Here is a 21,263-nt window from a genome sequence, read left to right as displayed (position 1 = left end):
GGCAGGTTCTATCTAAACGGATACATATTACCCGATGTGTATGCCTGCCAAAGCGTCAGCAAGCCAAATCAGACAAAACAAACGGCCCCCTCCACTAGCGGAGGGGGCCGCGTCTTACCCGAGCTGCATCAGAGGCTGGTAGAGAGACGCGAGCTCAAGAAGGGCTGGGATGCCAGCTTTACGCAGCGTTCTTCTGCTGGTGCTGGTCGTACAGGCGCAACATGTCCTCGAGGCTCATGCCGCCGCGGCCGCCCTGCTGAAACTCGTCCATGGACTCCTGCTGGGTTTCGGCCTTCTGCTGCTGGCTGGCAGCATCATCGCCGAGCGTCACCTGCACGTCCTTGCTCTGGCCGCCGGAGTTCACCGTAAGCGTCACCGTATCGCCGGGGTTCTTGGTACGCACATCCAGCATGAGGTCGGAGGCCGATTCCACCGGCTGACCGTCGAAGGCGGTGATGATGTCGCCGGGCACGATGCCCGCGGCCGCGGCACCGGAGCCCTCGGCCACGCCGGCCACGTAGGCGCCGGTGTCTACCGACAGGCCGTAGCGCTTGGCAGACTGGGCGTTCACGCTGGACAGGCTCACGCCGAGCTGCGCATGGGTGGGCGTCTCACCGGCGATGATCTGCTGCGCCAGGTTGATGGCGTAGTTCACGGGAATGGCGAAACCGACGCCGGAGTAGTTGCCGGAATAGGAAGTGATGAGCGTGTTGATGCCGATGAGCTTGCCCTCGGCGTCCACAAGCGCGCCGCCGGAGTTACCGGGGTTGATGGCCGCGTCGGTCTGGATCATGTTCGGGTAGATGGTAATCTCACCGGAACCGCCGGACTGCACGGACTCCTGGGCATCCATGATCTGGGAACGGCTCGTGGCGCTCACGATGCCCGTGGCCACCGACTGCTCAAGGCCGAAGGGGGAGCCGAGGGTCATGACCCACTCGCCGATGGTGAGGTTGTCGGAATCGCCCACCTCCATCACGGTAAGGCCCTTGGCGTCCTTGGCCTTCAGCACAGCCACGTCGGAGGAGGGATCGGTGCCCACCAGCTCGGCGTCGTAGGTGTTGCCGCCCACGGTCACCTTATAGGCGCTGCCGCCTTCCACCACATGGTTGTTGGTGATGATGTATCCGTCCTCGGTCAGCACCACGCCAGAACCCTGGGAGAACATTTCCAGCTCCTGGCCGTCCTGGCCCTGATCGGTACCGTAGCCGTAATCGTAGCCGAACAGCTCGGCCCAACCGCCCATGCTGCCCTGCTGCGGCGCGGCATACACATCGATGGCCACCACGGAAGGCAGGCACTTCGCCGAAACCGTCTCGGCCAGCGTGGCATCCTCGCTCGGAGCGATAACGGTCTGCTGGCCGGTCACGGGGTCGGTCACAGTCTCGGTCTTGCCGATGCCGCCCATGGCATTGGCCACGCCCCATACCCCGAAGGCAAGCACGCAGGCCACAAGCGCGCCTGCGAAGGCAATGAGGAAGGTCTTGCCGCCCGAGCTCTTCTGGCCGCCATGCTGCGGGTGCACCGACACCGGCTCGGCCTCGTAGGTCTGCTGAGCGCCATAGGGAGGCTGCTGCCCGTAGGCATGCTGACCCGCAGCATGGGCCTGAGCCTGGCCGCCGTAGGGCTGATAGGTGTTCTGGGGCGGCACGGGGGCCGTCGGCTGCGTCGGCTGAAGGGGCTGCGGCGCCGTCGGCTGGTCCGGCCCGGGGGTGCTCCCGTCGGGAACAGGAGTGCCGTTCATGTCAGTCATGGGTCTCTCCTTTGCAGAGGGGATAGTGCTTTGAGCTGTCGCAAACCTTAGCACGCCCCTGCGCAAATCCACCATGCTGGCAACCCATCGTCACGCTTGCGTCACGGAGATACACCAATTGGTGTACCCCTCGGGGATGAGCCGCCCGTCACCCACGACGCGACCCCAAGTGCGTCACATCCCCGATTGCCTCCACCGTTACCGCGCCGTCGTCCCAGCGCACCTTCGTCACCGAGGCGTTCGCGATCTTCGCCGGCGTGCGTACCCGATCGCGCGCGAACAGAAACACGAGGGCGCGAATGAACATCGCGTGGGTCACCACGAGCACGTTGCCGCCACCGCGTCGGTCAACCGACCGGCCGCACTCTTCGAGAAAGCCCCTCACCCGTGCGGCAATGGCGGCGAAATCCTCGGCGCGTCCGGCCGCATCTGTCGCATGGAGGTAGTCGGCTATCTCATTGAGCCGCTCGTTTTGATCCTCGCGCGGAATGTCATCGCCGAACAGGTCGAACAAGCGGTTCCGCAGTCGCCGTGACGACTCGCCTTCCAAATCGCCGAAGCACCATTCGCGCAAGGACTCGTCGCAGCGCACGGGAATAGGACGCTCCGCGTGCCCATCCAAAGCCCGGGCACCCACATCGAATGCCGGGTACTCGATGCGGCTCAGCTCGTCAATCGGCGGTCGCCACGCCTCTGCGGCGGCAAGCAGTCGTGCGGCTGCCGAGCCCACCTCGCCACTGTCGGGAACGGAGGATCGAGGCGCCAGGCAGCCGCGGGAGCGAAGAAGGCCGATGACGGCCTCGGCGTACTCCTCGTGACCGAGCATGCCTGCCTCGAGCAGGGCCGACGCCTCCTCGGCCCGCACTTGCTCCTTCGGTATCGGCAGCCCGTGGTACAGACGCTCGCGCTCGTTCAGACGCGCTTCCAGTGCAATGGCGAGCGTGTCTTTGGCGCGGCCGGCATCGCTTGTGCACGCGCCGACGAAATCAACGCCCGCAAGCCCTTGCCCCAACTTATAGGCATCGTAGATACCCTTGGCCGTCAGCGGCGAATCGCACCAACCCTGCACGCGATTCTCGACGTTGAACTGAGTTTCCCCGTGACGTGTGATATAGAACGTGACGGTCATGGGGCAATGCTAGTCGCGATCGTAGTTCGCCAAGAAGGCCCGGGTTCGGTCGTGCCGGGGATTGTCGATAACCTCGTCGGCCGGCCCCTGCTCCACAATGACGCCGCCATCCATGAAGATGATCTGGTCGGCCACATCGCGGGCGAAGCCCATCTCGTGGGTGACGATGACCATGGTCATATGCTCAGCGGCCAAATCGCGGATGACTTTCAGCACCTCGCGCGTGAGCTCCGGGTCCAGGGCGCTCGTGGGCTCGTCGAAGAAGAGCACGTCGGGATTCATAGCCAGGGCCCGGGCGATGGCCACACGCTGCTGCTGGCCTCCCGACAGATCACAGGGCACCATGGACTCCTTGCCGGCAAGCCCCATGCGCGCCAAAAGCTCGCGGCCGCGAGCCAGAGCCTCGTCCTTCGGCATCTTCTGCACGCAGATGAGCGCATCGGTGACGTTTTGCAGCACTGTATAGTGCGGGAACAGGTTGAAGTTCTGGAACACCAGGCCATAGCGGGTCTTCGCCCGGGCGATAGTGGCCGCATCTCCGTACACGGCGCGTCCGCCGGCACCCTCGGAGCACACGACCAGATCGCCGTAGGCCAGGCTTCCCGCGTCAAGGGTCTCCAGCAGCGCCATGCAGCGCAGAAGCGTCGACTTGCCGCCGCCCGACGGCCCGATGACCGCCAGCACGTCGCCCTTGTTCACTGTGAGCGAAATGTCCTTCAGAACCTCGTTATCCCCAAAGGCCTTCTTGGCGTGCGCGAGCTCAACAACCGTGTTCGTCATGGGCGCCCCCTTAGTCGTGATAGTAGTCGAGACGCTTCTCGACGCGGTTCAGGATGAATTCGATGATGAGACAGAACGCCCAGTAGACGAGCGCCGCAATGGCATAGGGCACCATGGACACCTCGCTGGCCGCGAGCGCCTTGGCCGCCGAGAACATCTCCATGATGCCGAGCACGAAGGCCAGGGACGTGTCCTTCACCAGGGTGATGATCTCGTTGCCCATGGCCGGCAGGATGCGCTTGATGACCTGGGGCAGCACAATCTTCATGAAGGTCTGGGCCTTGGAATAGCCCAGCACCGTGGCCGCCTCGTACTGGCCGCGGGGAATGGACTGGATGCCCGAGCGGTAGATTTCCGCGAAGTAAGCCGCATAGTTAAGGATGAAGCCGATGGCGCAGGCCCAGAACTTCCAATCGCTGCCCATGTTCAGGCCGAGCAAATAGTAGGGGCCGAACATGATGGCCATGAGCTGCAGCATGAGCGGCGTGCCGCGCAGGATGGAAATGTAGAGCTGGGCGAGCCAGGCCAAGGGCTTGAACCGGCTCATGCGGGCCAGGGCCACCACAATGCCGAGGGGCAGCGACCCCACGAGCGTAATGACGAAGATTTGGGCCGTCAGCCCGAAGCCTTCCATGAGAATGCCCATCATAACGGGAAATTCCACGCCTCTCCACTTCCTCTCTAGCCGTCCGGCCTACACCCGGGGCCCATGATACCGCACCCCAGCGCCACGGAGGGCGAAGCCCGTCAGGACTTCGCCCTCCCTATACATTTACTTTCCCGACTCTCGGGGTATGCCCAAGGAAGTCAGCGAGGTTGCGACAGGTGCCTGGATCTGCGCTGAAAGGCGGCTGAGCGGCCTTCGTGCCGCGAAGGAAAGCCTTGAAGCGTAGAGGCAGGTGCCTGTCGGAACCGCAGCATCGGCGTTGATTAATGGCAGAAGCCATTAATCAACAAGAACCCAGTTGTCGATGGTGATACCGTACTCGCCCCACTTCTCGCACAGCTGGGCGATGGTGCCGTCGTCGTACATCTCCTTCAAGGTCTTGTTCACGGCGTCCACCATGGCGGTGTCGCCGTCCTTCGCGAAGCCCACGGCGTAGTTCTCGGTGGACAGGGGCTCCAGCTTCACGAACATGTCCGGCTTGGCGGCCATCTGGTAGTCGGCAATGGACAGGTCGCAGGCCACGGCATCCACGGCACCGGACTCCAGCTGCATGAAAGCGTTGTTGTAGTCGCCGATGGTCTGAGCCTTGCCGCCGGCAAAGGTGTCGGCCAGGGCCTTCTGATCGCCCTCGAGCACGTCCAGAGCGGCAGAGTCGGCCTGGGTCATGACGTTCTTGTCGGCCAGATCCTCCAGCTTGCTAATGCCGGAGTCCTTCTTCACCACCACGACCTGCTCGTTGTGCATGTAGGGCTTCGAGAAGGCGTACTTGCCCTCGCGGCCCTCCATGGTAAATCCGTTCCAGATGCAGTTGATGGTGCCCTGGCCCAAGAGCGCGTCCTTGGCATCCCAGTCGATGGCCTCCAGCTCAAGGTTCCAGCCGTTGCGCTTGGCCACCTCGGTGGCCAGGTCGATATCGAAGCCGGTCAGGTTGCCGTCGTCTCCGATGAAGCCGTAGGGCGGGTAGGCGTTATCGAGGCCCACAATAAGCGTGGTGGCCTCGGGATTGGCCGCGGCACCGTTGTCGGCGCCATTATCGGCCGCGCCGTTGTCGGCCGCACCGGCGCAACCGGCCAGAAGCGCCGCGCCCAGGCACAGGGCAGCAGCCATGGCCGCCAGTTTCGTCATCTTCTTCATAGGTTCCTCCCCTATCGCATCGGCGGGGGACATGCCCCCGGCTCTCTCGGGACTGCGTCGTCCCTTCACTTTATGACTCTACCGTACTAAAGTACTGAAAGTGTTGCAGAGTATAGCATGGTCGGCATGCTCCGCCTACTTATTTCGGTTAAAAAGCTTGTTGCCGCTCTTAGAGGCCGAGATTTCCACGAGGCGCGGCTCGAAGTCGAACAGCTCGGCCAGGGACACCACGGGCACTACCTCGATGCACTTCTTCAGACAAGCGTCGGCGCACAGGTTGCACTGAGTGCACTCGGCCATGGAGAACTCCATGTACGCGCGGGCTTTGTCGGGGTGCACGTCCAAGCTCTTGCGCAAAGCGTCGGTGGGGCAGAACATCACGCACATGCCGCAGCCAGAACACTTTTCCACGTCCACTTCCACGTCGCCGAAGATGCGGGTGAACATCTCCTCTTCCACCGGCTCGCCAATGCGGGCCAGCGCATCTAGAATCTCCATGTTGCGCTCGGCGTCGATGGTGGGCATCTTTCCCGCGCCGTTCTTCACGCCGAGCTTATCGCGCAGCGACTGCTCCTCCTTCTGCAGCTTCAGCTGCTTGAGCTTCTCGTTCACCATCTTCTCGGCCGCCGACTTCGCCACGTCTTTGGCATAGTGGCCCGTGGACGTGAAGAACTCGCGGCGTGCGGCACCTACGGCCTTCTGCAGGTCGGCCACGCGCACGGCTTCGGGAAACTCGGAAGTGCGGGTGATAACGGTGTCGGAGCCCACGGCGCCCAGAAGCTCGCGAGCCGAGGCCACGGTGTCGTCGATGGCCGGCACGGCCCCGCGGTACTTGCAGGTGGCGCACACGCCATCCACTAGCTGAATATCGACGACGCCGCGGGCCGCCAGCTCCACAACGAGGCGCTCGTCCATGCGCGCAAGGCACGGCACCACCGCGTACTTGTCGGGGTCGCCCACCTGGCGGGCCGCTTTGCGGGCGCAGGCGATAACCGTCGCTCCGTCGGCAGCGGGAGTAGTGGCGGCCACGGCGGCGGCCAGTTCCTCTTCCATAGGGTCCACCGATATGAGGGCGCTGGTGGGGCATACGGCAATGCACGCCCCGCAGGCCACACAGGCGCCGGCGTCTATCTCGAGCTCGTTCTTCTCGATGTGGATGGCATCGGCCAGACAGGCGTCGATGCACTTCTGGCAGGTGGAATGGCGGTTGCGGACGGCCACGCAGCGGGTGGGAATGGAAACAACCGCCTTGGTTTCCAAAGCGTCCATCATCTCCATGATGTCGTTCAAGTTGGGCATGGAATCTCGTCCTCTCGGTTACTCTCCCAAATAGGATTCCTCGATACGCGCCAGATCCTCGGGGGTGTTGGCGTTGATGAAGCAGCCGCCGCGGGGCTCCACCTCCAACACGCGTTCCTGAGCAAAGGGAAGCACAGTGATCTCGGGATCGGAGAAGAAGCTCTGCACGCGCTTCTCGCCGGTCTCGGTGCGGCGGTGCACGACCGGCGCGCAAGTATCCCGGCGGTACATCGCGTGCAAGGGCTCGAACCCGTGCTTGTTATGGGGGGTTACCACATCCGCACCGCTCTCGTGCATAGCCAGCGCCTCGGCCACCACCAAGCGCGCGCTGGCGAACACCATGTCGCAGGCCACCACGGCCACGTAGGGATTGCGGGCCGCCGAGAGCGCCGTATACAAGCCCGGGAGCGCCCCGCGCTCGTTATAGGCATCAGGTACGAGGCGAATGTCCCGATCGGGATACATCTCATGCAAGAATTCCAGGTTGGTCGCCTCGTTGGTGGTAATGATAAGCTCGTCGGCCACGGGAGCCAGACGCTCCACGAGCCGACAGATGAGCGGACGGCCGGCGAAGGGCACCGTGGCCTTGGAGCGGCCCATGCGCCGCGACTCGCCGCCGGCCTGGATGACCACCGACACACGCGGGCGCACATAGTGCTCGGTCAGGAAGTCGGCCAAAGCCGCCGTGTCTTCCAAACCAATGGCCGGAATGCCGTAGAGAGCCGCCGCCTCGCGGGCAGCGGGAATATCGGTGGCCACGGCCACCGTGGCGGCCGTCGGCATCTTCTCGCGCTCGTCGGCAGCGAAAGGCCCTTCGCCCTGCACCTCCCCCTCGGCACGGCCAAGCTGCACATGGTCGGCACCGAGCGGCTCGCCGGCGCGGGCGGCAGCCAAGAGCGCCTCGGCAGTGTGGGCGTCGGCGGCGTTGGCTTGGCGCATGATCTCGATGGTGGGCAGCCCGCTTTTGCGGTAGCCCTCCACCACCACGATGTCGTGACCGGGCATAGAGCGCACCAGATCGCTGCATTCCATCTCGCCCTCGATGGTCTTTACGCGCGCCACCTGGCCCGGCGCAGCGATAACGGTCTCAGAGGCGCCGGCGGCGCGATGGCGGTAGGAATCCTTGCCCGGATGGTCGATGTCGAAGCCGCGATGGGAGTGGTGCTTGATGGAGCCCACATCTAAGCCGCGCGCCACCAACTCGGCGATAAGCCGCTCGATGAGCGTGGTCTTCCCGGAATTATGCCGGCCCACGATGGCAATGGCCGGACTCGGAATATCTATCATGGCATCCCTCGGATCCTTTATTTGGGCGCCCCCGCCTCCCCAGGCGTGCAGCACGAGTACTGCCGGATCGCACCCCTCGTCATAGTTCCGGGAAAGTATAGCACGACGCGCCACAACGACAATCAGGCGAAACCGCGGCGCCGGGCGCAGTCGCGGCCTACTTCTTCGTGACCACCGATCTCGCCGGTGACCATTTCCCGTAGTACTTCTGGCCATCCTGCCTGTAATAGGCCCGCACGCGCACATAGTAGCGCTTCTTCGCCTTCAGCTTCTTCACCGTCAGCGATTTCTTGCCCTTGGAGAGCGTCTTTATCTTCGGCGACTTCTTGAACTTCTTGTCGAGCGCGTATTGCACCTGGTAGCCACTTACCTTGCCCGAAACCTTCCTCCAGGAAACCTTGAACCCCCTCCTCATGGCCCTGAGCGTGGGCCTGGCCGCCTTCTTCACCGTGGGCTTGGATGCCTTCGCAGGGGCAGCCGGGGCCTGCGCGGCCGCTGGCGCCTTGGTCGCGGCGCCGGCCTGCGACTCCGAAGACTGCTGCGGCCGCTTAGTTGCAGGAGCAGGGGTGGAAGGCGCGGGAGAAGAGGGGGTTTCCGGCGCGGGCGAAGGGGAGGGCTCAACCTCCGGTGCGGGCGGCGCGGGGGCGGCATCGGCCTCGGGGCCGGTGGGATTCGTTTCGGGAGCGGGAGCGGGCGGGGCCTGCTCGGTTGCGCCCTGGCGCAAGGCAAGCGCACGCTGCACGGCCGCCTCGGCATCTACCGCGCCGTAACCGGTCTGCTCGTCCTTGCCGGCCTTGTACAGATCGGTCGCCGTCAGGCACAGCAGCTCCTTCACCTCCGTTGCCGAGAGCGAGGGGTGGGCCGCGCGCACCATGGCGGCTATGCCAGCGACTACCGGCGAGGCCATGGAGGTTCCGCTCATGGTGGCGTAGCCGTCAGTCACCCCGCTGCGCACGTAGGTGCTCAGAATGCTCTCGCCGGGCGCGGACACATCGCACCAGCTTCCGTAATTGGAAAACGACGAGCGCAGCACGTCGGAGCCGCGCCAAAACGGACGGCGGAACGTGAGCGAGGAGCTCCCCACCGCCGTTCGCTCCGAGATGCTGATGACGCCGAGGGCCGCATCGCAGGCGGCCGGATAGTTCTTCGTGCGCGCGTTGCTGTTGCCGGCGGCGCACACGAGCAGCATGTCGTCCTTCTCGGTGAGTCCGCGGCACAACTCGTCGAAGAACTGGGCCAGATCGGCGTCGTCCGACACGAATCCCAAGCTCATATTCACCACCCGGCACTCGCTTTGCCGTGCATGGTCGAGGGCGTAGACGATGTCCTGCAAAGTCGCGTTGGGCTTCCCGTTGCTCGCCAGCAGGGAGAAGGCATCGATGACCACCAGGTCGACAAGTTCGTTGGCGTAGCTCGTCTCGCCGCCGCTGGCCACCCCGAGAACGCCCCCGTTGCCAGCCTGAGCGGCCACGATACCCGATACATGGGTGCCGTGGCTGGTGAACTCGCTCACTGCCGCGCCGCCGTTCGTGTAGCCGTCTCCGCGCAAGGGCAACCCCGTCCACGAGGCGAGCGACGTCGCGTCGGCCCATACCACCTCGATGCTGCGATCGCGGTTGACCACCGCCGTCAGGTCGGGATGGGAAAGCGAGGCGCCCGTATCGACGACGGCCACCTTGACCGGCTCCAGCGCCTCCCCGCACGAGGCAAGCGCCTCCCATGCCTGAGGGGCCTTCACGAACGGAAGATGCCACTGGTCGGCCACGCGGTCATCGCCGGCCACCGTCGTAAACGACGTCTCGGTCGCCACCACATCGTCAAAGGTTTCCGCCACATAATTTGGCAGCGCGTATTTTACCGCCGACGACTCGCGAGCCGCCTGCACGGCGTCATCCACCGTCATATCCTCGGCGATGTCCAGCGATACCACCGAGCCGGCTTCCACCTCTACGGTCTGCCCGACCTCCTCGGCACCCAGCTCCTCGGCGGCTTCACGGCGATCGCTGCTCGTCGCGTCCTCCTCGTACACCACGACAATCTGGCCGGGAACGTAGCCGAGTTCCTCGGCATCGGTCGCGCGCTCGACGGCGGCCTGCTCCTCGCCCTCAGAGACCGGCGTCTCGGCCAGGGGAGCCCGCTCATCGACAATGCAGCCGCTGCGCTCAGCAGCGAAGAAACGCTCGGGATCGATCCGCGCATCTTCCGAAACTACCGCGGCCACCGTCAGAGCCGCCGTCAATGCCACCGCCGGCACGGCACGCCCGACGCATCGCAACGTCGAACGGTCGATGCGCGCCATGTCGCTCCCCTTTCGCACAAGAACCCCGCGCTGCCCCAGCTTCGCGGGCAGGATTAGATGATGTTGTCGCTTATCTTACTATCACCGCGTCAACAAAGTGAAGGGAGGGTCGCGAAATTGACGGTAGAAAGTTGAGGCGGAAACCGATAGATGACGGATCCCGCCTTCTTTTCTGCGGCCAGAGCCCCCTTCTTAGAATGAAGTCGCTTGCCATGATCGACCCTGCGGCTGCGCCTTCCCCGAGAGGCGCCGGCCGCCAAGCGATGAGAAAGCGAGGTTCTCCATCATGCAAACGCACACCAATCCGTACCTTCGCGCCCATCGCCGCGCCGCGGCGGGCAGCGCCGCTACCGCCCCCTGGAGAAAGCTGCTCGCGGGCATCGTCTCCGCGTCGCTGTGCCTGGGAATGATGCCCCTCGCGCCCGCCTGGGGCAGTGACGACGCAAGCCTCCCCGCCCAAACGACGGCCGAGGCCGCCTCGGACGCGTCAGACGCGGTCGGCGGCGATGCCCCGGAAGCCGAAGAGACAACCCCTGCGGCCCCCGACACCCCGGCCGACGGCGAGACAGCCGCCCCCGATAGCGCCAGTGCCTCCGAGCCCGCTTCCGACGCGCCCGCTGCCGAGACGGAAGCTGCGCCCATCGCTCCTGCCGCCCCCGCCGATGCGGGTGCAACCGACACCGACAACCCCGCCAGTGCCGACGCCCCCTCTCCCGCTGTGCCCGACCAGGCCGATGAGGGCACGCCCGGTGCCGCCAACCCCGGCGATTCCACGGCGCCGACCGAAGCCGTCGACCAGTACTTTCCCGCCGACAAGCAGGCCTCGGCCAAGCTTCTGAAGAAGCTCGTGGCTCGCTTCTCCGCCGACGGGGACGACGGCAAGCTCTCCGCCAAGACCGCAGACGCGGCCATTGCCCTGAACGCCCTCGGCAAGGGCGCCGACATCGATGTGGACGCGCTCGTCAAGAACTTCCTCAAGGACGAGAAATCCGATGCGGGCCTCACCCTCGGCCAGTACGGTCGCTACATCATGGCGCTCACAGCCGGCGGCATCGATTGCGCGAAGGCCCAAATAGGCGGCAAGACCCGCAACCTCGTCGTAGAAATGGAAAAGCTCTCCGAGACCACCGATCCTACGCTAGAGGACGCCGTCTACCTGCTGCCCGTTTACGGCAACGACAAGTACCGCAACATCAGCGGCGTGACCCCTGAAGGCCTGATCGACCTGCTGCTGGCCGCCCAGGACGACGGCGGGTTCTTCTGGGCGAGCGAGAAGGCCGACACCTATTCCATCCCGCTGACGAGCCAAGCCCTGCTGGCGCTCATGCCCTACGCCGAGGACGACGACGCAGTGGCCGCCGCCGTGGTGAGCGCGAGCGAGGCGCTCTACGACGCGCAGCTTATCGACGGCAGCTGGCCGGCCGACGGCCTGGCACTGACCGGAGACGTGCCCGCCACCGCCTATGCCACCACCGCGCTGGTGGCCCTCGGGGCCGATCCCTCCAAGGATCTGAAAACCTCGAACGACTCTACTCCGCTCGGCTACTTGACGGCCCATGCCGACAAGGCCCTCGACGGCTATGCCGATCTGGACGGAATGGAGAAGGGCGCCGAGCCAGCCGCTTCGGCCGCCGTGCTCATGGCCCTGGCCGCCAATAAGGGCTACGCCGACTCCAAGGAGGCCTTCGATGTGTACGACGTGCGCGAGGTGAAGCGCCCGGCAACCACAACGCCCTCGGCTACCCCGAAGACCACGACCACCACGCCCTCGTCCACCTACAAGCGCACCACGGCCGCCAAGACCATCCCCCAAAGCGGCGACGAGCTGCCCTGGACCATGGGCTTCACCGCTGCCGCCGGTGCCTTCGCCCTGGCCGCCGCCCTGATAGCCCGCCGTCGCATCCGCCAGCTGTAGCAGCGTATCCGGGCCGCGTGCGCGAACAGCCGCGATGGCTCCGGCCGAGCCCGCGGCCACGCGAAGCCGTCGCACTCAGCAAATGCAGCCGCCCGCGCATGCTCGCCCCGGCCCTCCACGAAGAAAGGGCGCCGCTCCTTCGAGCGACGCCCTTTCGCTGCTGGTCATTCTCTCGCGCAGAGGTTACTTCAAACCCTCCACCTCGAAGGAAGCGGCTTCCTCGATGTACTCTCCCACCGGGTTGTCGCCGTAATCGGGCAGATCGGCGGTAGTCCAGCACTCGCAGGCCGGCATACCGGGCACGCTCGAGGCCAAGAACACCGGGTCTTTGCCCTCCTTGCGCTGACGGGTGTAGTCGTCCAGCGCCGCCAAGGCCCACTTGCCCAGAAGCAGGATGGCCACGAGGTTGATAATGGCCATGAAGCCCATGAAGATGTCGGCCAGGTTCCACGCCAGATCGAAGCTGTTCACGCAGCCGTAGAAAATGGCGGCCAGGCACAGCACGCGGAAGACCACCATGCCCCACTTCGTGTGCTTGAAGATGTAGCGGAAGTTGGTCTCGGCGTAGAAGTAGTTGCCGATGAGGCTGGAGAACGCAAAGGCGAAGATGGCGAAGGTGATGAAGTGGATACCGATCTCGCCGATGGAGTTGTTCACGGCCATCTGCACGAGCGGCATGCCGTTCAGGGATGCGGCCAAAGCCGGATCCTGCACCCAGAAGATCATGACCATCATGGCCGAGCAGGTGCAGATGAGCAGCGTGTCAATGTACACCGACAGGCTCTGCACGAGGCCCTGCTTCACCGGGTGCGACACCGAAGCCGTGGCGGCGGCGTTCGGGGCCGAGCCCATGCCGGCCTCGTTGGAGAACAGGCCGCGCTTGATGCCGAGCATGACCACCGAGCCCGCGAAGCCGCCGGCGATGGACTGGAAGTTGAAGGCCGACTGGAAGATGGTGCCGAACACGGCCGGCAGCTCACCGATGTTGGCCACCGTGGTCCACACGGCCACGACAATGTAGGCAATGGCCATGATGGGCACAATGATGGAGGTGATGATGGAGATGCGCTTCGCACCGCCGAAAATGACGAAGGCGGTAAACACGATGAGCACGATGCCCACGCCGATGGCCGTGCCGTTGCTAGCGTAGTCGGGGATGTAGTACTCAAGGGCCGAGGTCATGTTGAAGGCCTGCAGGCCGTTGAAGCCGAAGGCGAAGCACAGGATGAGCGCCCACGCGAAGATAATGCCGAGCCAGCGCTGGCCCAAGCCCTGCTGAATGTAGTAGGCCGGACCGCCCCGGAACTCGCCTTCCTTGCCGCGGATCTTGTAGATCTGGGCCAGAGTGGACTCGATGAAGGCCGAAGCCGCGCCGATGAGCGCCATGAGCCACATCCAGAAGATGGCACCCGGGCCACCGGTGGCCACGGCCGTGGCGATGCCGGCGATGTTGCCCGTGCCCACGCGGGAGGCGGTGGACACCATGAGAGCCTGGAACGATGAGATGGACTTCTCACCTTCCACGTGCTTCTTCTCGGTCAGCTGGGTGAACATGTCCTTGATGTAGCGAATCTGCACGCCCTTGGTGCGGATCGTGAAGTAGATGCCGACGAACACGAGCAAGATCACTAGGATGTACGTGTACATAAACCCGTCGATCTCACCGGTCCAGTCGACAAGCATCTGGTTCAGCTTCTCAAAATCCATAGATGCTTCCTTTCCGAAAGCGGACGGCCATCGCGGCCCTCGCGCCTCCCCGGTCGGGGCACGTCTTTCTGCGCGCGAATCAGCACACGCGGTGCAGTTTCTTCGATTCGCAGCAGGAAAACGGCCTCATGGATACCATGCGCCAATCCCCATCGGCGCAAAAACTTGTCCTGTATTCTACACTACAGGCGACTAAAGTTATGGGAGAGTATCAGATTTAGCGGGGAGCACGTGCCCGCTTTCCCGCTGCGGCCCGTGACGGCTGCACTCGCTTTCGGCCCAACACCGCGCCCACAAAAAGAGAGAGGCCGCGTCCCCCGCAGCCTCTCCCTCGATAAGTAGGAAGCAATGTTAGGAATGGAAGTTACTTGGTCTTCTTGACCTTCACGGGGGACTCGTCGCCCCAGTAGGTACCGATGCTCTCGTAGGAGCCGGTGAAGTTCAGCGTCTTATAGGACACGAGCTTCTCATCCATGTCGCCCCACTCGTCGGTCACCGTCTCCCACTTCTGATCGTACTTGACGGACTCGGTGGTCTTATAGGAAGACTTCACGCCGTTGGCGCACGCCTGCACGGTCACTTCGTAAGCGCGCTTCGCCTTCAGGCCCTTGATCTTGACGGACTTCTTCTTGGCATCCACCAGCACGGTCTTCACCGTTTCTCCGGCAGCCTTGTCGCGCACGGCCACCTGATAGTGCGTCGCGCCCTTGACCTTCTTCCAGGAAACGTTCAGGGCCTTCTTGGCGGCTTTCACCTTCACGGTCTTCACCTGGGGAACGTTAATGGAAAACGTCTGATACACAGTGCCCTTGTACTTGTTCACGCCCTTGATAACCACCTGAGCGCGACCGATGTTCTTGTTGTTCTTGTACTCGATGGTGACATCGGCCTTCTTCTTCTTGATGAGCTTTTTGGCTTCCTTGCTGGATTTGCCCGTAACGTTGACCACCTTCAGGGGACGATACTTCGTCGTGTAGGTTTCCTTCACGATCTTCTTCTTTTCGTCGTCCCAGTACTTTTCGGTACGCTTGCCCTCATAATCCTTGTCGTACACGCGCACCTCGACCTTCGGCTTCACGGCCTTGCCGGTATAGTTGGTAAGGCTCGCCCAATGGCTGCCGTCCGCCTGTTCCTTCTTGGTCACCTTGGTCGTGATGACATCGATATCCAGATCGCCCTCGTGATAGAGCTTGGTGATGCTCGCCTTCCCGGCGGCGTGAGCGGTGCCCGGAGTGAGCATCGCCATGGCAGGCGCAACGCACAGCGCCAGGGCGGCAGCGATAGCGGCGGCGCCCATCTTCTTCATGGTCAGTTGCATACGCAACTCCTTTCCTCGTTCTCTCAAACCAGCCTCTTCCTACTTGCCAACGAGTCTATCATAGAATCGCCCCCCCCCCCCCACCAGGATTAATTCGGTCATATATGAATTTTTTCGTCAAGAAAAATGCCCCCTGGGTAACCGGGGGGCACGGGTCTGCTGGCAGTCCGAATCCTTCCGCCGTCTCCGCCGCCGCAGCGCTCGGCAGCCACGAGCCTCGGCACGAGAGAGGCTACTTCAGCGCGGCAGCTACTTTGCGGGCGGCGGCGGTAATGGACAGGTCGTTCACGTCCACGGTGATGTCGGCGTACTTCTCGTAGAGGGGCAGGCGCTCGTCGTACAGGTCGCGCAGGCTCATGCCGATACCGCCCTTCATGACAACGCCGCGATCGGAGAAGTCGGCCAGGCGCGCCTTCAGCTCGTCGAAGCTGATCTTCAGGTACACCACGCGGCCTATCTTGCCGAGATGCTCCATGGCCGCATCGCTGTAGACGGCCGAGCCGCCCGTGGCGATGACCGAGTGCTCGAAGCTCATCTCCGAGAGCACCTGGTTCTCGATCTCGATGAAGGCATCGGGACCCAGCGTGTCGATAAGCCGCTGGAGCGACTTATCGCACGACTGCTGAATGAGCAGGTCGGCATCGACGAAATCCCTGCACAGGATCTTCGCCAGCACAATGCCGAGAGTAGATTTGCCGGCTCCGGGCATGCCGATGAGCACGACGTTGTCACAACCGGGTTCGAAGGACTTCTCTTTCATGGGGGCTTCCTTTCTTGGCGAAACGATGCGTTCGCCTCTTCGCTTCCAACTAGGCACGCACTTCGGCGCGATGGTGGGCAACACGCAGGGCGTCGTCGAAGGCAGTGGACAACTTGGGGGCCAGCTCCGCCAACTGATCGGCGGCATCGACGGGGGCCGCGGCGCCCTCGGCGGCATCGGTGCCGAGGACTCGCCCGTTTTCCCCGAGGGGCTTCAAGAAGCGCAGCACGCCGAACAGGTAGCCATAGGGCACAAGCTCGGCTCGTTCGCCTACCGTTAGCCCGCAGGCCGCAAAGCTCCAGCCGCCATCGCGCATCCAGTTGCGCAACGCCTTGGCGTGGGCGGTTATCTCGTTGCCTCGAACCGAACGCCGCATGGTATAGTTCGCCAGCACTCCCACGGCCGCCGCCGTTGCCAGAGAAAGCAGCGCCGGAAACCAGCCGAGCCGCAGGAAGGCGAGCACCGCCGCAACCGCGAGCAGGGCCGCGAGCACCAGCATCGCGCGCTGGGCGCGACGGCTTCCGTTGTCGAAAAAGCCGTAGGCCTCGATGCGGCGAGACAGCCCCTGCTGCCATGCGTGCTCCGCCTCCAAGAACGCCTGGGGACGCTGGTGCGCGAAGGACGACAGGTCGGCCAGCGTCAACCGATCGGCCCCCTCGGCCAGCGCCTCTAACAGCCGAAGCGTTGCACGATCATCTGCGCCGAGGCAGTCGTCTTCGAGCCGGTCTGCCGTCGGCAGCAGCAGCGCCGCGGGCCGGCCGGCCTTGTACCGCACGCCCACGATACCGCGTCGCACGAGATCGAGCGCCATGGCCACGGCATCATCGGGACTCTCGTGGTTCCACCGCCACAGGCGTCCCATCTCCGCCGGCGACAAACTTCCGTCGGGCACTTCGCACCAGTAGTCGTCGGTAAAAGACGGCGGCCGCTCGCGGCCCCAGCGGGCGTATACGAGCAAGGCCACGACGAGGAACAGGGCGCAGGCGCCCATCAATCCCGAGGCCAGGCTGTCGCGCATAATGAGCCGATGGGCGTCGCGATCGACCCAGCCCTCCTCGTACTGGGCCGTCCACTGGTACTGCAAACTCCCCTGGTTCGCCAGGCGATCTTCCTCGCTCAGGTTGGTCAGCCAGCCGACGGGAAACATCACACGGCCCTCGGCGTAGGCACTTGACGCCACGGATGGGTCGGTAAAGGTGATCGAACCGTCCTGGGAGATTTCCACCGTGCCGTCTTTGGGGCCATGACCCCAGGCAAGCACGTTCTCGTTGGGTTCCACCGCGGCATTGGCGGCTACCGGAAGAATCACCTTGGCCGTCACCTGATGCAGATCGACGGCGTAATCGAGCGGCGCATAAAGCCATTGGAAATCCGCGGCATCGTCGTAGGTCTCCACCGCATGGCTCACTTTGTAGGTGACTTCCACCACGGCCTTTTCGGGCAGATCCTGCACGAAGGCATACAGGGTATCCTGAAAACGGTCGAAGGCCCAGCCATCGGCCTCGGGCCTGCCGCCGCCGCGCCAGGGAATCTGGAAGGTCGTGGACTTCAGCTTCGTCCACTCATCCACCACATTGCCCTCATCGTCCACGGGCGCCAGACGCACGCGCTTCACCTTCACCTCGGCATTTTCCGGAAAACCGGCATACAGCCACTTCAAGGTCTCGCGCGCTTCGCCGTCGCCGGGGAACTCGAAGATACGCTGATCGGTAACGGTTGCCGACCCGTCAGTCTCCACAACGGCCGTCAGGTCGACCTGGGAACATTGGTAGTCGGCAGCCCATGCATCGGCCGGATAAGCCAGCATGCCGCAGAGCACCGCCGCCAGAACGAGCAGAGCGCGCAGGCGCAGACGCATGTTCCGAGCCGCTGCAGACACTACAGGCTCCTGAACGCCAAGCGCACGTCGTCAAGCACATCCTCATCGGCCACCACAATGGCCTTGTCGCCGGAAAACAGCAGCGTTTCCGCGTTGGCCACCTCCACGTCGCCACCGCTTGAGACCGCTGCGATCAGCGCATTGTCGGGCAGCGGGATCTCCTCGACCAGCACGCCGTCCTCGTCGGAGAAATGGCGCATACGCGGCACCACCACCTCGGCGAGCGCCACGTTGCCGTGGGTAAGCGACGACACCACCGACACCGAGCCCAGCAGGGCCTCCTCTTCGATCAGGTTGGCGATGAGCGTGGTAGACGATACGCATTCGACACCCACCTCGCGGAAGATGCGCTCGTTTTTCGGATTGTTCACGCGTGCGATGCAGCGCGGCACATGAAATACGCGCTGGGCAATCTCGCACGACACGAGGTTGGAATCATCCTGTCCCGTGGTAGCCACGAACACATCCGCGCCGCGAATGCCCGCGTCTTCCTGGTAACGCGAATCGCACCCGTCTCCGTGAATAACCAGGTAACGCCCTTCCAGCTGCATCGAAAGGCGGTCGGCTGTCGTCAGCTTCTGCTCGATAACCGCCACCTCGTTGCCGCTTTTCAGAAGAATGGACGCCAGATAAGAGCCGATCTTTCCGCCGCCGGCAATGACGATGTACATAGATCCTCCCTAATCCAGAATGTAGCGCGAGAACTGCGTGATAACGTCATGGCGCACGCAGGCAAGAATGGAGTCGCCCGCATAGAGCAGCGAATCGACCGTGGGAATGGACGAGGCCGACCCGTCCGCGCGCTCAAAGGCGATGATGCGCACCTCGTGGTCGCGCTCTAGCTCGGACACGCGGATGGTGCGGGCGTTATCGCGGCTCGACAGATCCAACGTAAAGCGAAGCACCTCGAACTCGCCGAACGTGTCGATATGCGAGCCATGGCCCGAAACAATCTTGCTGAACACGTCTTCGGCCACAAGCGACGTGCCGCACACGTAGTCGATACCGAGCTGCATGTAGGCGCGCTCGTGGTCGGGGTTGTACAGGCGCGAGATGACGTGGGGCACGCCGAACAGGTGGTTGGCCACCTCGGCGCACATAAGGTTCGCGTTGTCGAACTGGGTCACCGCGGCCAGCACGTCGCAATCCTCGACGCCGGCGCGCAGCAGCACGTCCTCGTCGAAGCCGACGCCTTGAATGGTGCTCCCGTTGAAGTTGCGTCCCAGGTTGGAGAACGCCTCGGCGTTCTTGTCGACCACGCAGACGTTGCTGCCATTGTCCGAGAGCATGTTCGCCAGCTGCGAGCCCACACGCCCGCATCCTACGACAATGACGTTGCTCATGATCGCGTTTCCTCCTGTATATAAGAAAATGGCCGAAGCCATTTTCTCATTCTTTTAGATCAGTTGCATCTGGCCGAGCGTATCTCTATACCAGTTGTCATAATTTGGCGGGCAGTAGCGCTGCGCATAGGAGTAGCTGATGGTGAAGCCGTAACCGCGAGCCAAGCCAGCCACATGGGCGCGAATGGCCGTGTCCCAATCGGGCCAGTTCGTCTGATCCCACCCCCAGGCATTGTGGGCCTTGAAGCACACGCGGCCCTGGGTGGACTCCGTATTGGAGATAGCTGGCGACCAGCGGGGGTCGATGCCCGCATCCCATGCCGCCTCGGCAAAGGTGGAGCCGTGACCCGCAAGGGGGCTGCCGGCCAGGTAGTTGTCGATGCGCTCGGCCCATTCCGCGATGAATGCCTCGCGACCGACGGAGAAATCCACATCGCCGGCGGGCAAGCCGCCAAACGTGGCATAGTACTCGGAACGGGCGGCGTCGGCGCGGGCGATGGCACGCTCCTCGGCGCGACGGGCCTCTTCCTCGGCGGCGACGCGGGCAGCCTCCTCCTCGGCGGCAATCTCCTCAACACCGGCGCTCACGTCGCGGGATGACGCCGTGGACAGCGAGGCCCCGGCGGCAACGTCCTCGACGGCGAGCACCTCTGCATCGGATTTGTCGTCAACCGTCTCGGGGGACACGCCGGCGCGAGCTTTATCCTCGGCGCTCTGATGCTCCAAGCCGAACGTAGCGGCCGTCGCGTCGTTGGAACCGGCAGATGCCCAGTCGAAGTTGACGAAGCCCACCGCGAAGACGGAGAGCACGCACGCAGCAGCCATCGTGAGCACGACGACCTTTCCGCGAGATTTTCTCCGTTGCGTAACCACATACATCCTTTCACGACAGCACAAAACAAGCCGCGAGAGCGGCAGCAGCGTGTTGGATTAGGGTGGATGATTTGCTGCAAAAAGTCAGGGCTATGCTGTTTTTGACTCGGCTATTTTACCCTAGTTGGCCCCAACGGCAAAAACGGCGGCAACCGACGTTCACGTTTTGTTCGCTTGACAAATACCAGCTGAAATATTCCCGCAGGTGGCATTGGAAGCCCGTGAGCATATTGGCTGTCAGTCAGTTGAGGAGGCCTCTCCACAACTCGATTCTCCGTCGGCAATCTTGCGCACCCGAATGACCGAGATACGGCTGCGGCGCATCTTCTCCACTTTGAAGGAGAAGCCGTCCACAGCAAACTCGTCGCCCACCTTCGGCACGAAGTCCAGGGTGTGGATGAGCCAGCCGGCCACGGTCTCGTAATCGTCGGACTCCTCCATGGGCCAGCCCAGCTCCACGGCATCTTCCACGGGGAAGCGCCCGTCGCAGCGCCACTGGTCGGGGCCGACGGCGCTTACGAGCTCGCGGTCGCGGTCGGTCTCGTCCACGATCTCGCCGATGATCTCCTCTACGATGTCTTCCATGGTGATAAGGCCGTCGGTGCCGCCGTACTCGTCCACTACGATGGCCATCTGCATGCGGGCCTCCTGCAGCTCGGAGAGCAGAGCCAGCACGTTCTTGGTCTCGGGCACATACAGCGGCTCGAACATGTAGTCGGACACGGGGCCTTCCATGCGACCGTCCATGAGCGGACCCATGAGGTCCTTGTAGTTCACAATGCCGATGACGTCGTCCACTTCCTCGTGGTACACCGGCAGGCGGGAGTAGCCGGTGCCGCGCATGCGCTCCAAAGCGGTGCGGGCCGGCTCCACATCTTCGGCCATGATCATGTCCACGCGGGGCTTCATGATCTCGCGCACGGTCATGTCGGCAAGATCGAGGATGTCGTTGATCATGCGCTTCTCGTCGTCGAGGAGCTCGTCGTTGTCGGCCACCATGTCCTTGATCTCGTCTTCGGACACGGTGTCGCGGCGGCCCGGCTTCAAAAACTCGAGGAAGCCCGGCTTGGGTGATATGTCGTCTGTCTTAGCCATGGCGGGTACTTTACCATATTTCAGC

General features: G+C 63.5%; 17 protein-coding genes. 1 reads left to right on the top strand and 16 read right to left on the bottom strand.

The window, feature by feature from the left end; genetic code table 11:
* Positions 1-178: 178 nt before the first annotated feature.
* The 8 genes from C811_RS13735 to C811_RS13700 form a co-directional block, all read right to left on the bottom strand.
* Positions 179-1,753 carry a S1C family serine protease gene (locus tag C811_RS13735; protein WP_016310278.1) on the bottom strand — a complete coding sequence of 525 codons (1,575 nt, stop codon included), beginning with the start codon at positions 1,751-1,753 and terminating at the stop codon, positions 179-181.
* Positions 1,754-1,901: 148 nt separating this feature from the next.
* The gene (locus C811_RS16010) at positions 1,902-2,882 is read right to left on the bottom strand and encodes a histidine phosphatase family protein (protein WP_016310277.1); all 981 of its coding nucleotides are present in this window, start codon (positions 2,880-2,882) and stop codon (positions 1,902-1,904) included.
* Positions 2,883-2,891: 9 nt separating this feature from the next.
* Positions 2,892-3,662 (bottom strand): amino acid ABC transporter ATP-binding protein, encoded by a 771-nt coding sequence (locus C811_RS13725; RefSeq protein ID WP_016310276.1) that lies wholly within the window; start codon positions 3,660-3,662, stop codon positions 2,892-2,894.
* A gap of 10 nt (positions 3,663-3,672) precedes the next feature.
* Complete coding sequence (locus tag C811_RS13720; RefSeq protein ID WP_035009160.1) at positions 3,673-4,326, bottom strand: amino acid ABC transporter permease; 654 nt, start codon at positions 4,324-4,326, stop codon at positions 3,673-3,675.
* A 282-nt stretch (positions 4,327-4,608) separates the two neighbouring features.
* Complete coding sequence (locus tag C811_RS13715) at positions 4,609-5,463, bottom strand: amino acid ABC transporter substrate-binding protein (RefSeq protein WP_016310274.1); 855 nt, start codon at positions 5,461-5,463, stop codon at positions 4,609-4,611.
* Positions 5,464-5,598: 135 nt separating this feature from the next.
* Entirely contained in the window at positions 5,599-6,762 is a 1,164-nt protein-coding gene (locus tag C811_RS13710) for a 4Fe-4S binding protein (protein WP_016310273.1), read from the bottom strand.
* Between the two features lie 18 nt (positions 6,763-6,780).
* Complete coding sequence (mobB, locus tag C811_RS13705; protein ID WP_016310272.1) at positions 6,781-8,049, bottom strand: molybdopterin-guanine dinucleotide biosynthesis protein B; 1,269 nt, start codon at positions 8,047-8,049, stop codon at positions 6,781-6,783.
* 157 nt (positions 8,050-8,206) lie between these two features.
* Entirely contained in the window at positions 8,207-10,348 is a 2,142-nt protein-coding gene (locus tag C811_RS13700; protein ID WP_016310271.1) for a S8 family serine peptidase, read from the bottom strand.
* A gap of 286 nt (positions 10,349-10,634) precedes the next feature.
* Between C811_RS13700 and C811_RS13695 the strand changes: the two genes are divergently transcribed.
* The gene (locus C811_RS13695; RefSeq protein ID WP_016310270.1) at positions 10,635-12,263 is read left to right on the top strand and encodes a hypothetical protein; all 1,629 of its coding nucleotides are present in this window, start codon (positions 10,635-10,637) and stop codon (positions 12,261-12,263) included.
* A 183-nt stretch (positions 12,264-12,446) separates the two neighbouring features.
* Here C811_RS13695 and C811_RS13690 read toward each other — a convergent pair whose 3' ends face one another.
* From C811_RS13690 to C811_RS13655, 8 genes are all read right to left on the bottom strand, one after another.
* On the bottom strand, positions 12,447-13,970 hold the full coding sequence (locus C811_RS13690) for an alanine/glycine:cation symporter family protein (RefSeq protein WP_016310269.1): 1,524 nt from the start codon (positions 13,968-13,970) through the stop codon (positions 12,447-12,449).
* A 364-nt stretch (positions 13,971-14,334) separates the two neighbouring features.
* Positions 14,335-15,288, bottom strand: a complete 954-nt coding sequence (locus tag C811_RS13685) for a fibronectin type III domain-containing protein (protein WP_016310268.1) — start codon at positions 15,286-15,288, stop codon at positions 14,335-14,337.
* 232 nt (positions 15,289-15,520) lie between these two features.
* Positions 15,521-16,048 carry a shikimate kinase gene (locus C811_RS13680; protein WP_016310267.1) on the bottom strand — a complete coding sequence of 176 codons (528 nt, stop codon included), beginning with the start codon at positions 16,046-16,048 and terminating at the stop codon, positions 15,521-15,523.
* A gap of 49 nt (positions 16,049-16,097) precedes the next feature.
* On the bottom strand, positions 16,098-17,927 hold the full coding sequence (locus C811_RS13675; protein ID WP_016310266.1) for a DUF2207 family protein: 1,830 nt from the start codon (positions 17,925-17,927) through the stop codon (positions 16,098-16,100).
* Complete coding sequence (locus C811_RS13670) at positions 17,927-18,598, bottom strand: potassium channel family protein (protein WP_016310265.1); 672 nt, start codon at positions 18,596-18,598, stop codon at positions 17,927-17,929. Before C811_RS13670 ends, C811_RS13675 begins: the two co-directional genes overlap by 1 nt.
* Positions 18,599-18,607: 9 nt before the next feature.
* Entirely contained in the window at positions 18,608-19,270 is a 663-nt protein-coding gene (locus C811_RS13665) for a potassium channel family protein (RefSeq protein ID WP_016310264.1), read from the bottom strand.
* A gap of 54 nt (positions 19,271-19,324) precedes the next feature.
* The gene (locus tag C811_RS16965) at positions 19,325-20,143 is read right to left on the bottom strand and encodes a hypothetical protein (RefSeq protein ID WP_016310263.1); all 819 of its coding nucleotides are present in this window, start codon (positions 20,141-20,143) and stop codon (positions 19,325-19,327) included.
* A gap of 237 nt (positions 20,144-20,380) precedes the next feature.
* Entirely contained in the window at positions 20,381-21,238 is an 858-nt protein-coding gene (locus C811_RS13655; protein WP_016310262.1) for a hemolysin family protein, read from the bottom strand.
* Positions 21,239-21,263 lie beyond the last annotated feature (25 nt).

The sequence above is a fragment of the Adlercreutzia caecimuris B7 genome (genome assembly GCF_000403355.2).
Taxonomy (GTDB): domain Bacteria; phylum Actinomycetota; class Coriobacteriia; order Coriobacteriales; family Eggerthellaceae; genus Adlercreutzia; species Adlercreutzia caecimuris.
The sequence above is the reverse complement of the archived record's forward strand: the minus strand, read 5'-3'. Positions and strand labels throughout refer to the sequence as shown.